At 55.3% G+C, this 12,724-nt stretch carries 14 protein-coding genes, 2 tRNA genes and 1 CRISPR repeat array; of the genes, 10 read left to right on the top strand and 6 right to left on the bottom strand.

The features are described from left to right. Window positions 1-18 precede the first annotated feature (18 nt). Window positions 19-252: an Lrp/AsnC ligand binding domain-containing protein gene (locus QXT02_RS00080; RefSeq protein WP_342811272.1), complete on the top strand. Its 234-nt coding sequence runs from the start codon at window positions 19-21 to the stop codon at window positions 250-252. An 87-nt stretch (window positions 253-339) separates the two neighbouring features. On the opposite strand, the gene QXT02_RS00075 is transcribed toward QXT02_RS00080, so the two are convergent. Continuing rightward, window positions 340-472 (bottom strand) — tRNA-Gln (locus QXT02_RS00075). Between the two features lie 114 nt (window positions 473-586). Between QXT02_RS00075 and hypA the strand changes: the two genes are divergently transcribed. Continuing rightward, window positions 587-1,045, top strand: a complete 459-nt coding sequence (hypA, locus tag QXT02_RS00070) for a hydrogenase nickel incorporation protein HypA (RefSeq protein ID WP_342811271.1) — start codon at window positions 587-589, stop codon at window positions 1,043-1,045. Then, on the top strand, window positions 1,015-1,770 hold the full coding sequence (locus QXT02_RS00065) for an Mrp/NBP35 family ATP-binding protein (protein ID WP_342811270.1): 756 nt from the start codon (window positions 1,015-1,017) through the stop codon (window positions 1,768-1,770). Before hypA ends, QXT02_RS00065 begins: the two co-directional genes overlap by 31 nt. Here QXT02_RS00065 and tsaA read toward each other — a convergent pair. The 5 genes from tsaA to QXT02_RS00040 all read right to left on the bottom strand — a co-directional run bounded on the left by tsaA (window position 1,767) and on the right by QXT02_RS00040 (window position 5,620). Further along, a complete protein-coding gene (tsaA, locus tag QXT02_RS00060) occupies window positions 1,767-2,192 on the bottom strand; it encodes a tRNA (N6-threonylcarbamoyladenosine(37)-N6)-methyltransferase TrmO (protein ID WP_342811269.1) in 426 nt (141 codons plus the stop codon). The two genes, QXT02_RS00065 and tsaA, sit on opposite strands and share 4 nt — an antisense overlap. 82 nt (window positions 2,193-2,274) lie before the next feature. Further along, window positions 2,275-2,409, bottom strand: a tRNA-Gln gene (locus QXT02_RS00055). Window positions 2,410-2,473: 64 nt separating this feature from the next. After that, entirely contained in the window at window positions 2,474-3,031 is a 558-nt protein-coding gene (locus QXT02_RS00050) for an SAM-dependent methyltransferase (RefSeq protein ID WP_342811268.1), read from the bottom strand. 9 nt (window positions 3,032-3,040) lie between these two features. Continuing rightward, complete coding sequence (locus QXT02_RS00045) at window positions 3,041-4,366, bottom strand: FAD-dependent oxidoreductase (protein WP_342811267.1); 1,326 nt, start codon at window positions 4,364-4,366, stop codon at window positions 3,041-3,043. 3 nt (window positions 4,367-4,369) lie between these two features. Next, window positions 4,370-5,620 carry a phosphoglycerate kinase gene (locus QXT02_RS00040; RefSeq protein ID WP_342811266.1) on the bottom strand — a complete coding sequence of 417 codons (1,251 nt, stop codon included), beginning with the start codon at window positions 5,618-5,620 and terminating at the stop codon, window positions 4,370-4,372. A 139-nt stretch (window positions 5,621-5,759) separates the two neighbouring features. Here QXT02_RS00040 and QXT02_RS00035 point away from each other — a divergent pair, with 139 nt between their 5' ends. The 7 genes from QXT02_RS00035 (at window position 5,760) to QXT02_RS00005 (ending at window position 11,223) form a co-directional block, all read left to right on the top strand. Continuing rightward, on the top strand, window positions 5,760-6,422 hold the full coding sequence (locus QXT02_RS00035; protein WP_342811265.1) for a DUF120 domain-containing protein: 663 nt from the start codon (window positions 5,760-5,762) through the stop codon (window positions 6,420-6,422). Then, a complete protein-coding gene (ribB, locus tag QXT02_RS00030; protein ID WP_342811264.1) occupies window positions 6,419-7,099 on the top strand; it encodes a 3,4-dihydroxy-2-butanone-4-phosphate synthase in 681 nt (226 codons plus the stop codon). Before QXT02_RS00035 ends, ribB begins: the two co-directional genes overlap by 4 nt. Next, entirely contained in the window at window positions 7,096-7,557 is a 462-nt protein-coding gene (gene ribC / locus QXT02_RS00025) for a riboflavin synthase (RefSeq protein WP_342811263.1), read from the top strand. The genes ribB and ribC overlap by 4 nt, the downstream gene beginning before the upstream one ends. A 4-nt stretch (window positions 7,558-7,561) precedes the next feature. Next, window positions 7,562-7,975 carry a 6,7-dimethyl-8-ribityllumazine synthase gene (ribH, locus tag QXT02_RS00020; protein WP_342811262.1) on the top strand — a complete coding sequence of 138 codons (414 nt, stop codon included), beginning with the start codon at window positions 7,562-7,564 and terminating at the stop codon, window positions 7,973-7,975. Next, the gene (gene arfB, locus QXT02_RS00015) at window positions 7,972-8,631 is read left to right on the top strand and encodes a 2-amino-5-formylamino-6-ribosylaminopyrimidin-4(3H)-one 5'-monophosphate deformylase (RefSeq protein WP_342811261.1); all 660 of its coding nucleotides are present in this window, start codon (window positions 7,972-7,974) and stop codon (window positions 8,629-8,631) included. The genes ribH and arfB overlap by 4 nt, the downstream gene beginning before the upstream one ends. Before the next feature lie 2 nt (window positions 8,632-8,633). After that, entirely contained in the window at window positions 8,634-9,800 is a 1,167-nt protein-coding gene (locus tag QXT02_RS00010; protein WP_342811260.1) for an NADP-dependent malic enzyme, read from the top strand. Between the two features lie 64 nt (window positions 9,801-9,864). Continuing rightward, window positions 9,865-11,223, top strand: a complete 1,359-nt coding sequence (locus tag QXT02_RS00005; protein ID WP_342811259.1) for an aspartate aminotransferase family protein — start codon at window positions 9,865-9,867, stop codon at window positions 11,221-11,223. Window positions 11,224-11,275: 52 nt separating this feature from the next. Continuing rightward, a CRISPR array of direct repeats spans window positions 11,276-12,697; the repeat unit is 37 nt; unit sequence CTTTCAATCCTCACTTTATGAGGCTGTTCACTGAAAC. Window positions 12,698-12,724: the final 27 nt, after the last annotated feature.

Raw genomic sequence — 12,724 nt, 5'->3', positions numbered from 1 at the left:
TAACGTTGAGGTGAGCTTGTGGTACAGGCATACATTTTGGTAACCGCGGCCATTGGGAAGGTAAAGCAGGTGGCCAAGGAGATAAAGAAGCTGCAAGACGTAAAAAATGTCCATGTTGTCACCGGGCCCTACGACATCATCGTTCACGTTGATACCAGCAGCATGGATACCCTGAGCAGGGCGGTGGTCGAAGGTATTCACAAAATCAAAGGAGTGGTCGACACCAATACCGCCATCGTCATCGACGTCTGAGCTTCGGAATTCAACAGCTTTGCCCCACTTTTACAACCTTATTTCACTAACGCGGTGTGAATTCGCTATTCAATCGCATTGAAAAAATGGTAGCCCCGCCCGGATTCTCGTCGACGCTGTCGATTTCGAACCGGGGTCAGCGGGTCCAGATTGCGGCCTGCCGGTGCCCGCCAGGATTGACCGATGGGCCCCGCCTCCTGCGGGTCTACCCCACGGGGCTACAAGATTACTACCTCAAAAGGATAAAAATACCTTGAGATTGCTTCCCTTAAACCAACAAGTTAACCCTGCCAACGTTCCTGAAAAACAGCTCCGCGTAAATGAGCCAAGTTAGTTGAGGGGGCTCCGAAACCGTCTAAATAGTCCTTTACCTAGTGAAAGCGGTGGTTGCCTGCACGAATGGGCTTTAGCCGAGGCCGTCGTCTCCACCATGCTCGCGGTGGCCAAGGAGAAGGGTGCCAAGATGGTTTCCGAGGCAAAGATAAAGCTGGGAAGACTGCAAAACATCGACACCGAGATCTTCAACCATGCCCTCCGGGAGCTGACCAAGGGCACCTTGCTGGAGAAAACCGAAATCAAGTTGGAGATGGAAGAATCACGCTTCAGATGTCGGGCCTGCGGGCACGAGTGGAACTTGGACCCCAGCGAGGTTGGGTCCGATGAGTCCGAAGCCATCCACTTCGTCCCCGACTTGGCCCATGCTTTCATCCGCTGCCCCCGCTGCCGCAGCCCCGATTTTGAGGTAACCGGAGGAAGGGGAGTATGGGTAGACTACATCAGGATTTCAACGTAGAGGTGCCGGACCCGCGCCTCGCCATTATCGACGAACGGCTCGGCGGGGTCAAGAGGATCATCGTCGTGGCCAGCGGGAAAGGTGGGGTGGGAAAGAGCCTGATCGCTACTACTCTCTCCCTGCTGCTGGCCCGAGACGGCAAGAAGGTTGGCCTGCTGGATCTGGATTTCCACGGCCCCTCTTGCCACATCATCCTTGGGGCGACAGACGCGGTACCTGCTGAGGAAATGGGGTTGATACCTCCGGTGGTTCAAGGAGTGAAGTTCATGTCGCTGGTTTACTACATCGGGGACCGGCCGCTGCCACTGAGGGGCGAGGAGGCCTCGAACGTCTTCGTGGAACTGCTGACCATTACCCGATGGGGCCAGCTCGATTATCTGGTGGTGGATGTGCCCCCGGGAATCGCTGAGGAGGTCTTAGACATCATCCGCCTGATTAAAAGGGGAGAGTTCCTCGTCGTCACCACGCCGTCGAAATTGGCGGTGAAAACGGTGGCCAGGCTGGTTCAACTTCTTCAAGAACTCAAGGTCCCGACCCTGGGCTTGGTGGAGAACATGCACCCCCCTAGCTCAAAAATCGGGAAAACCGGTACCTTCAAAGCTAACTTTTTGGGTCGGCTTCCCTTTGACCCTGAAGTGGAAAAAACTCTGGGTCACCCGGAAGAACTGCTGAAAACTCATTTTGCGCGGAGTCTGAAACGCATTGTTAAAAAATTAGGGCGCTAGGTGGTCGGTCCGTGGGACATCCACTCGGGCGCCCTTGCTCCGGGAACCGAGTCAGCCCGAGGCAGATAAGGTTTGATATCGACGATCGGGGACCCCTCAACCGCATCCAAACCCTTCACGCATAACCTGCAGTTCTCCACCCTGATGAGCTCCACCACACACATGCCGATGGGGTTAGGTCTAGTGGGGCTCCGTGAGGCGAAGACACCGACCAGAGGTGCCCCAGGGTGTCTTTTGGGTATAACCTGCAGAACCTGCCTCTGTTCGGCGGTATCCCGCTGGTGAAGCCAATAAAGGATTATCAGGTGGGAGTAGTTTTCGATGCCCCTGAGGCCGGGACAAAACTCGGGAAAAATGGCGATCTCCGCCTCCTCGTTCTCAATCCTCTCCACAGTCCCGATGAAACGGAGTTCTCCCTTCATCACATTACCAAGTTAAAGGTGGCGTGGCTGCAAAAAAGATTGACGGACCTGACTTTCGGTCAAGGGACGTTGAAAAATTTTGTGGTAGCCCGGGGCGGAACTTCGGTCGACCCGTCGACTTTCGAATTCGGCGGGATATCCCTCCGCCGTCGCAGGCTCCAAAGGCCCGCAGGATTGACCATTGGGCCCGATCTTAATCGGTCTACCCCACCGGGCTACCGAAATTATTTCCCGGCTCCAGCATTAATCTATTTGCTTTTTCCTATCCTTCTCGTCTTCGCTCAATGTCTCCTGAGATAATCGATGAGTTCGGCCGCGATCAACGGTTTTCCCCCAACCAGCGGAAAGGCATAGGGGAGAATGTTCGAATATCCCGGCTCAATCGGCACTTCCAAACCCACCTGGACCGGTATCTCCTCCAACTTCTTTCCCGAGATTATCTGCTTGGCGACGTGGACCGCCCCATCGATGGCGAACTGGTGCCGGCCGATATTGCGCTTTAAGGCCCGGGACAACTTCTTGGACAGCAGTTCTCTCGTCCGACCCAAGGGCGGATCATTTCCCAAGATTCCTCCGATCAGAACCAAGGATCTGCTCTCGAGGTCTTCCGGTGAAAATGGTTTTCTGGCCAAAGGATCCAGTACTATTATCTCATCCTGCTGGAAAAGCTCAAGCGCGCTTTTTCTCTCTACCCTTGTGATCTGGGATAGCTTTCGATAATCGGTGGCCCTTCTGACGTTGGTTATCAACAAGTCCTCTCCAGCGATCCTCGCCGAGTTGGAATACTCGATGAAAAGCCACTCGCTGAGCTTCGGCTCCAGATGCTCAATCACCAGCATGATCTCCGCTTACCTTCTCCGCAGTAGCGCCTCAGCCGCCACCACCATGGGATCGATGCTGTCGCTCACCGGCGGTGCATAGCAGTAATCAACTTTGGAGAACTCCTTTGCCGTCATTTCCTTCCTGATCGCCAGCGCCAGCCTGTTGGCCCGCTCCGCGGCACCGGTACCGAGGAACTGACCGCCCAGAAGCCTCTGTCCCTTTCTCTCCGCGACCAGCTTGATCATCACCGGTTCAGCTCCCGGGAAATAATGTGGTTTGTTGAGGCATCTCACCCGCGCTGAGACGGCTTCAATCCCTGCCTCCCCAGCCACGGTCGCGGTCAATCCTACCGAGGCAACTTCCAATCCGCCAGCGATGGTGACAACGGCATTCAAAACACCGTCAAAAATTTCATCCCCTCCAGCGGCGTTAATCCCAGCAACCCTGCCCATTCTGATAGCGGTGGTGGCCAGCTGGCTCCTGACCGGTCTCTTGGTGATCAGACAGCGGGCTTCAGCACAATCGCCTATCGCGAAGATATCTGGATTGCTGGTCCGGAGATGATCGTCAACCGCTATTGTCTTCGTCGGTCCCAGCGCCAGACCGGCTCTCACGGCAAGCTCAACGTCCGGCTTAACGCCTATCGCCATTACCACTAGATCGGTCGGAATCTCCTCCCCCTCCAGAACTACTGAGCTGACCCTTTCCACGCCGCGCAGCTCCTTCACCGCCTTGGAGCAGATGACGCGAACCCCGGACTTGACAAGGCGCTCGGCCACTATCCCTGCCATATCCGGATCGAGCATCCCAGGCAGGACATTGGGCATCATCTCAATTAGAACCACATCCAACCCTCGTTCCTTCAGGGCACTGGCAGTCTCCACGCCGATGGGGCCAGCTCCGACCACCACGGCCTTTCTTGAGTTTGGCAATGCTGAGAGGATTTTCTCGCCATCCTCAATCGTCCTCAGGCTGAACACATTGCCCAGATTTATCCCTGGAATCGGCGGCCTCAGGGCCACGCTACCGGTGGCCAGAATCAGCTTATCATAAGGTATCTTCTCCACCTGAAGCGTCTTGAGGTCAAGAACCTCCACTGTCTTTTCTTTAACATTGATGGCCTTGGCTTCAACGCCCAAACGCACATCGATTCCCTGCAGCCTCGGCGCGGTCTCCACCAAATCGCGAAGCTCCGGAACTTCGCCGCCGATGACAAAAGGAAGCCCGCAAGGATGGTAGGTGGCGTAGCTCCTGCGCTCAATTACGGTGATTTTTGCCTCTCGATTATAGAGCCTGGCCGTGGCCGCCGCCGTCAGACCCGCCGACTGAAAGCCAACGATGACAATCCTCAAAAATTATCTCCCTTGTCTAAGTCGTTTGGAATAAAGCAACGCCTCTATTCCCGGCATCGGTTCTCCGGAGAGGAAGCTCACGGCCGCTCCCCCGCCTGTGCTCACGTGGTCTATCTTGCTTGCCACACCCGCCTCGTTGACGATAGTAACGGTGTGGCCGCCGCCGAAGATCTTAAAGGCCTTGGAGTTGGCTGCCGCTCGGTACAGCTCCAAGGTACCACGTTCGTAGCCCTTCCTCTCAAAAACACCCATCGGCCCCTTAACAACTATCGTCTTGGCCTCAGCCAGAAACTTGGAGTAGTAGGCAATGGTCTTCGGGCCCACGTCGAGCAGTTCCACGTTCATCGGCAGCTCCTCAACCATAATTACTTTGGGCTTGCCCTGAACATCGACGACGAAGTCCAATGGGGTCTTTATCAGGTAGGCGTGGTTGGCATAGATCGCCTTGGCGCGGTCAACCAGCTTGAGGTAGCTCTTGTCAGAAATCAGCTTGACGTTGGGGCCGCCGATGTCCCTTCCAGAGACCATGAGGAAGATGTTAGCCAGCAGCCCGCCGGTTAGGACCGTGTCTACCAGTCCCTTCTTGAGCGAGTGTTCTAGGATTTTTACCGTGTCCTCGACCTTGGCTCCGCCGAGCATGTAAACGCAGGGGTGCTCGGGGTTCAATGCCCGAGTCATTCCCTTGACCTCTTTCTCCATCACCCTGCCGGCGTAGGCGGGCAACACCGCGGCAAACCCGATTATCGAGGCGTGAGGCCTTTGGGCCGCGGCAAAAGCATCGTTGACAAAAATCTGCGCCAGAGGGGCTAGGTTCTTGACCAGCCTAGTCTTGGCCTGCTCTTCCATCGGGCGGGCCACGGGTTCCTCGGCCAGATAGCGAACATTTTCCAGCAAAATGACATCACCGGGTTTCATTTCCTTTATCGCTTGGGCCACTGGTTCCCCGTAGAAGAGATCCTTGAGGTACTTCACCTTTATTCCAGTCGCCCGGCTCAAGAGTTCGGCATGTTGCTCCAAGGTGGTGAAATCATCATCACCCAAACGGCCTTGGTGGGCGAGCAACACCAGCTTGGCGCCCCTTGAAGCCAGCTCCTTTATCGTCACCGCCGAGGCCCTGATCCTAGTGTCATCCAAAATCTTTCCGGTCGCGGGATCCATAGGCGAGTTGATATCAATCCTCACGATTACCGTCTTATCCTTAACATCAACCTCATCCAGCGTGGGTAAATCCTCTATCCTATCACCCAACGTCATTTTATCGAGCCTCTCTTAAAGGTTGCTGGAAAGGGAAAATACCACACCAACGCTTTCCCCATATTGTTCCAATTTTTAGACGTGTTCCATTTTTGGAAAGCTTTAAAAGGAGGCAGCACATCCGTTCATAGAGGTAGGTATGCCCGAGAAGACTTGGATCGAGCTGCTGATGCTTCTGGCTGGGGAGGGGGCGACGAGGGAAGAAATTAGAATTTCATCCAGTTCGCTGAGCAAACGCTTGGGAATGTCAAAGCAGACCGTCATTAGAAAGCTGACCGAGCTGGAAGAACAGTCGCTGATTTCCCGCCGGGTGGAGCCCCGAGGACAGTTCATCAGAATAACCCCTACAGGAATGTCAGCACTGCGGGCGATGCACCAGGAACTGGAGAAGATACTAAAACAGAAGCCGGCCAAAATGATTCTCACCGGCCGCGTGGTCACCGGGATGGGCGAAGGTAGCTATTATGTGGGACATCCGGGCTACTCGGAGCAGTTCAAAAGGGAACTCGGCTTTCTGCCCTACCCCGGTACCCTAGACATCAAGCTCGACCGGACATCTGTGGAGCTTAAGGAAACGCTGACAAAGTTGCCGTCAAAACAGGTGCCCGGGTTCAAGACCAGTGAGAGAACCTTCGGCCCGGTGAAGCTCTTTCCCTCCAAGCTGAAAGGTGAAAAAGGAGCCTTGGTCATCCCCAACCGAACTCACCACACCGATATCATAGAGATCATTGCCCCGATCAACCTGAGGAAGAGCATGGGCCTGAAGGACGGCGACCCGGTCAAGGTGGAGGTGTTCCTGTGAGCATTGATCGGGCTTTGGAGGCTCTACGCCGGGGAGAATTCGTGCTCCTTCACGACGGGAAGAACCGCGAGAACGAAGTAGACCTAGTGATTCTAGCCGAAGCGATTGAACCGCAACACGTGGCCACCATGAGGCGCGACGCCGGAGGCCTGATCTGCGTGGCGCTACACCCGCGGATAGCGGACAGCTTCGGTTTGCCTTACCTGACCGACATCTACCGTGAGGCCAAGTCAAGGTTCAAGATTCTGAAGGCAACCTGGCCCAACGATATTCCCTACGATGAGCGCTCGGCCTTCTCCATCACCGTGAACCACCGGAAGACGTTCACGGGAATCACCGACGAGGATCGGGCGCTGACCATCAGTGAACTCGGCAAATTGGGCGCCAAGGCTACCGATTGCGACCTATCTGGGGAATTCGGTAAAAGGTTCCGGAGCCCGGGCCACGTCCATCTTCTCCGCGCTGCCAACGGCCTGCTCAATGAGAGGAAAGGACACACCGAGCTGGTAACCGCCCTCGCGGAACTGGCTGGAGTCACCCCCGTGGTTGCCATCTGCGAGATGCTGGACTCGGAGACGAACCGCGCGCTGTCGAGGGAAAAGGCGAGAGAATATGGGTTAAAACACGGCATCGAGTTCCTCGACGGCGCTGAGGTGATCAAGGAGGTTGGAGTTTGAAAAGGGTTGGTATTGTCGACACCACCTTCGCGCGCTATGACATGGCCGGCGCCGCCATCGACGAGCTAAAACAACTTTGCAACGTCAAGGTGGAGCGCCGCACCGTTCCCGGAATTAAGGACCTCCCGGTCGAGGCCAAGAGGCTGCTCGACGAGGGCAACGACATCGTGATGGCCTTCGGGATGCCCGGGGCGGAACCGATCGACAAGCAGTGCGCCCACGAGGCCTCGCTGGGGCTCATCATGGCCCAGCTCCTGACCAACAAGCACATCATCGAGGTTTTCGTCTTTGCCGACGAGGCCAAGAGCGAGAAGGAGCTCGCCGTCCTGGCCGAGAACCGGGCTCGCGAGCACGCCCGAAACGTTTACCGCTTGCTCTTCAAACCTGAGGAGCTCACAAAACTGGCCGGCACCGGGCAGAGGGAAGGAGGCCCGGACGCCGGACCCCTGAGGAGGTGACAAATTGGTAAAGCTGGGTCTAGCGGCCACGGAGTTCAACTTCGACATCGTCTCGCCGATGATCGAGTTCGCCAAGAGACACGCTGAATTCCTTGGGGCGCAGATCGTCGCCGAAGTCATCGTCCCCGGGGTCTACGACCTGCCCTTGGCGGCCAAGAAGTTGGTCCAGAGGAACGATGTCGATGCTGTGGTGACGTTGGGGGCTGTTATCGAGGGGGAAACTGAACACGATGAGATAGTGATGCAGCACGCGGCGAGAAAACTCATCGACCTCTCCATAGAATATGGCAAGCCAGTCACGCTCGGCATCTCCGGCCCCGGGATGACACGCCTGCAGGCCTTGGAGAGAGTAACCGACTACGCCCGAAGATCCGTGGAGGCCGCGGTCAAGATGGTCAAGCGTCTGGAGAAGGTGTGAGGTTGGGCGGAGTCGGCATTCTGGCGCTGGGCTCGCACCAAGAGAGGCATGGGGCAGCCCTTCCACCCGACACCGACGCCCGGCTGGCTTCCCACGTGGCGCAGGAGGCAGCGCAGCGCACCGGGGCGAGGTTTCTGGGGGTGCTCAGCTCATCCTACGAACTCCCGGAAATAAACACAGGCGAGCATCAGACGCTGGATCAAGTCAAGGATGAGCTCCGCCGGGCGCTGCTCTACGCCAAGCAGGAGCTGGGTATCGACCGGGTCGTCATCGTCAACGGCCACGGCGGCAACGGGATCCTGCGGAATTGGATACCGATGCTGGAGGAGGAGCTAGGCATGCGACTTTACTTCAACAACACCATCATTGACCTTGAGGGGCCGCACGCGGGCACCGGTGAACTCAGCATGGGGGCCGCCATTGGAATCGTGGATGAATCGAAGCTGTCCGAACACTCTGACTTCTCCAGATATCCTGAGGTGGCCTTCATCGGGATGAAAGGTGTCCGGGAGAAATACAGCTGGGCGGAGGAGCAGGCCCGGGAAGTGGAGAAGCTGGGACTCAGGATAGATAGGTATTTGGGGGAAAAGCTGCTCGAGTGCGCCATAATGGATGTTATCAACGATGTCCATGAAATTTCCCGCGAGGATGGATAATCATGAGCTTGAAGGAAGAGGCGCTGGCCCGGCACCGTAAGTTTCGGGGCAAAATTGCCACTTTGGTAAAGGTGCCGCTGAAGACCCAGAAAGACCTAGTGCTCGCCTACACCCCGGGAGTCGCCGAGGTCAGCCGGGAAATCACCAAGAATCCGGAGAGCATCTTTGACTACACCTCCAAGTGGAACACCATCGCCGTGGTCACCGACGGCAGTCGGGTGCTGGGTCTGGGCAACATCGGGGCTGAAGCGGCTCTGCCCGTGATGGAGGGCAAGGCGGCGCTGTTCAAGGAGTTCGGTGGTGTGGACGCGGTGCCCCTGTGCCTGTCCACGCAGGACGCGGAAGAAATCGTCAAAGTCGTCAAGGCGGTCTCACCTAACTTCGGCGGCATTAACCTCGAGGACATCGAGACCCCTAAGGTGCTCGAAATCAAGGAGAGGTTGGTCAAGGAGCTGAACATTCCTGTTTTCCACGACGATGGGGACGGTACCGCCGTGGTCACCCTCGCCGGGCTCACCAACGCGCTGAAGGTGGTGGGGAAAAAGCTTGAGGAGGTGACCATCATCATCGCCGGTGCGGGCTCGGCTGGTTATGAAATTGCCAGAATTCTGCACAAGGTGGGGGCGAGAAGAATCATCGTGGTGGACTCTAAGGGAATCATTTACCGGGGCAGGAAGGAGGGAATGAACCGGTTCAAGGAGGCGCTGGCCAAGATCACCAATCCGGAAAACATCACCGGTGGACTGGTTGATGCCCTGAAGGGCGCGGATGTCTTCATCGGCGTCTCCGCAGTCCCCAATCTGCTCAACGCGGAGATGATAAGGAGCATGGCTAGGAACCCTATCGTCTTTGCCCTGACCAATCCCGACCCAGAGATACTTCCCGATGAGGCCCGAAGGGCCGGCGCCAGCGTGGTCGCCACTGGCAGCTCTCAGTTCCCCAACCAAGCCAACAACCTCCTCGTCTTCCCGGGCTTCTTCCGGGGCCTGCTCGACGCCCGGGCCAAAGCGGTGACGGATGAGATGAAGATCGCGGCCGCCGAGGCCATTGCCGGGCTAGTGGGAAAAAGGGAGCTTAGCGCGGGTAGAATCCTGCCACAAGCGGTGAACAGAAAAATTGCCCGAAAGGTTGCCCAAGCGGTGTGCGAGTCAGCGGCAAAGCTTCCTTAACTTTCACTAGCATTTAGTTAGAGCTGCTCTAAAGTTTTATAGGTGAAATAAATTAGTGGAATTTATGCCCGTTGCTGACCCGTTGCAGAAGTGCCTGCAGGAGTACCGAAGAAGAACTCCCAACTCCAGAAGAATTCACGAGCTGGCGAGCCGATTTCTGCCCGGAGGCAACACCCGCAGCGTGGTTTACTTCAGCCCTTATCCCTTCGTCATGAAAAGGGCTAGCGGTTGCTGGATCTACGATGTGGACGGCAACAAATACCTTGACTTCGTCAACAACTATACCTCATCCGTCCACGGTCACGCCCACCCAAGGATAGTCGCCGCGATAGAGGAGCAGCTGGAGAAGGGTTGGACTGGCGCTGCTGCCATGGAACTCCAGCACCGCCTTGCCGAAGTTATCTGCCGTAGGTTCAGATCCATGGAAATGATCAGGTTCTGCAACTCCGGCACCGAGGCCACCATGATGGCCATTCGGGCCGCCCGAGCCTACACCGGCAAGGAGAAAATCATGAAGATGGAGGGAGGCTACCACGGCAGCCACCCGGAAGCCGAGATCAGCGCCCGTCCGAGGCCGGAGCTGGCGGGGATTGCTGAGCGTCCGCTGAGTCTCCCCGATGGCCCGGGAATCCCGAAGAGTGTGGTAAAAGAGGTTTTGGTGGCCCCGTTCAACAACGCTGAAGCCGCTGAGAAAATCGTCAAGGAACACGGGCAGGAGCTGGCTGCGGTCATCGTCGAGCCGATGCTGGGCATCGCGGGACAGATACCGCCCAAGGAAGGCTACCTGCAGTCATTGAGGGAGATCACTGAGGAGAACGATGTCCTGCTGATCTTTGACGAGGTGATGACGGCCAGGCTGGCCGTGGGCGGGGCTCAGGAATTTTTCCGCGTCAACCCCGACCTCACTGCACTGGGAAAGATGATCGGTGGGGACCTGCCGGCTGGGGCCTTTGGCGGCCGCCGGGAAATCATGGAGCTCTTCTCACCGGAGAGGCGGGAGTTCATCCACCACGCGGGGACATTTAACGGCAACGCGTTGGCGATGGCGGCTGGACTGGAGACGCTGAAGCTGTTGAACGCTTCCGCCATCGACAGGATCAACGCCATCGGAGAGGTTCTTGCCGAGGAAGTGAAGAAAATCTTCTGGGAGGCAGGCATCGCCGCCCAAGTGACTGGGATTGGTTCTCTGAGGCACATCCACTTCACCGCCGAAGAAGTCGTGGATTACCGGAGGGCGATGACCTCAAACGAAGCTGCCTCCAAGCTGCTATTCTTCTCCCTGCTCAATGAAGATGTCTTCATCTCGCCGCGGGGGATGTTCTGCATCTCCACACCGATGAATAGAAAAACTACTGAGATCCTATTGGAAAAAATTGAGGGTAAAATTGAAATATTGAAAGAAATCGTGAAGAAAGGCAAATAGCTCGTTTGATCGGGAGTATGGAAATTTTGTCTGAGCCTAGGACAATGATCTTCTTTCAATCCTCACTTTATGAGGCTGTTCACTGAAACGGAGATGGAGGAGCTGAGCCCTGAGGAATGGGCAGCTTTCAATCCTCACTTTATGAGGCTGTTCACTGAAACCTCGATTTTTACACGCTCGCCAGCACGCCAGTCCCTCTCTTTCAATCCTCACTTTATGAGGCTGTTCACTGAAACCAACATCCACGCCGACCTACCCAATATCAAACTGACTTTCAATCCTCACTTTATGAGGCTGTTCACTGAAACGCAGTTTTGTGGGCATCATTATCAGGCAGTACGGGGCCTTTCAATCCTCACTTTATGAGGCTGTTCACTGAAACGATCCCCATGACTTACGTTGGCCGCTATGCAAAATTCTTTCAATCCTCACTTTATGAGGCTGTTCACTGAAACGAGAACGCACTACTTGAACACATACGTATAATCGGCTTTCAATCCTCACTTTATGAGGCTGTTCACTGAAACCTACCTTCGGGGGTTGAGGAACCCACGGATATAGTTCTTTCAATCCTCACTTTATGAGGCTGTTCACTGAAACAGCCGACATTGCTCCAAAGATGGGAAAATAGTTTGTCCTTTCAATCCTCACTTTATGAGGCTGTTCACTGAAACACCAAGTTGGGCACGGCCATTAGCCAAACCTCTGTTCTTTCAATCCTCACTTTATGAGGCTGTTCACTGAAACTAATTTTACAAAATTCAGAGCACGCGGGCTATCAGTCTTTCAATCCTCACTTTATGAGGCTGTTCACTGAAACGGGACATCTTTATCCTGTGGCGCCAGAAGTACCTTAGCTTTCAATCCTCACTTTATGAGGCTGTTCACTGAAACCTGGTCGGTAGCGGGATGCTGGCGGCGGTGGCAGGAGCTTTCAATCCTCACTTTATGAGGCTGTTCACTGAAACGGGGATGCGCGGAGGGGTCGTCTGTTTAACATACTTCTTTCAATCCTCACTTTATGAGGCTGTTCACTGAAACCAATGTTACAGACGGTTCACGAAAGGGGCATCGACTTTCAATCCTCACTTTATGAGGCTGTTCACTGAAACTATTTCCGATATTATATTGAAAAAGCGATATAGGGCTTTCAATCCTCACTTTATGAGGCTGTTCACTGAAACACTATGGCCGTGCTGGAAAAGGCAGAGGTACCCACCTTTCAATCCTCACTTTATGAGGCTGTTCACTGAAACCACTCGCCCGCCCCTTGCCCCCCCCGCCGTTGTTTCTTTCAATCCTCACTTTATGAGGCTGTTCACTGAAACTCAAGGACTTTGGTCGTGATGCGATAGCCTTTTTAGCTTTCAATCCTCACTTTATGAGGCTGTTCACTGTAACCTATTTTAGATGTTGCGGATTATGCCATTTCATATCCTTTCAATCCTCACTTTATGAGGCTGTTCACTGAAACGCTCCTAAGCTCACCGCACCACCGATA

The sequence above is a fragment of the Hadarchaeum sp. (SeqCode) genome, assembly GCF_038871235.1.
GTDB lineage: Archaea > Hadarchaeota > Hadarchaeia > Hadarchaeales > Hadarchaeaceae > Hadarchaeum.
This window is presented reverse-complemented; position numbering and strand designations above follow the sequence as displayed.

Coding starts and splice junctions, on each gene's coding strand:
- QXT02_RS00065 (WP_342811270.1), top strand. CDS start 1,015: ATGGGTAGACTACATCAGGATTTCAACGTAGAGGTGCCGGACCCGCGC.
- tsaA (WP_342811269.1), bottom strand. CDS start 2,192: ATGAAGGGAGAACTCCGTTTCATCGGGACTGTGGAGAGGATTGAGAAC.
- QXT02_RS00050 (WP_342811268.1), bottom strand. CDS start 3,031: ATGCTGGTGATTGAGCATCTGGAGCCGAAGCTCAGCGAGTGGCTTTTC.
- QXT02_RS00040 (WP_342811266.1), bottom strand. CDS start 5,620: ATGACGTTGGGTGATAGGATAGAGGATTTACCCACGCTGGATGAGGTT.
- QXT02_RS00035 (WP_342811265.1), top strand. CDS start 5,760: ATGCCCGAGAAGACTTGGATCGAGCTGCTGATGCTTCTGGCTGGGGAG.
- QXT02_RS00010 (WP_342811260.1), top strand. CDS start 8,634: ATGAGCTTGAAGGAAGAGGCGCTGGCCCGGCACCGTAAGTTTCGGGGC.
- QXT02_RS00005 (WP_342811259.1), top strand. CDS start 9,865: ATGCCCGTTGCTGACCCGTTGCAGAAGTGCCTGCAGGAGTACCGAAGA.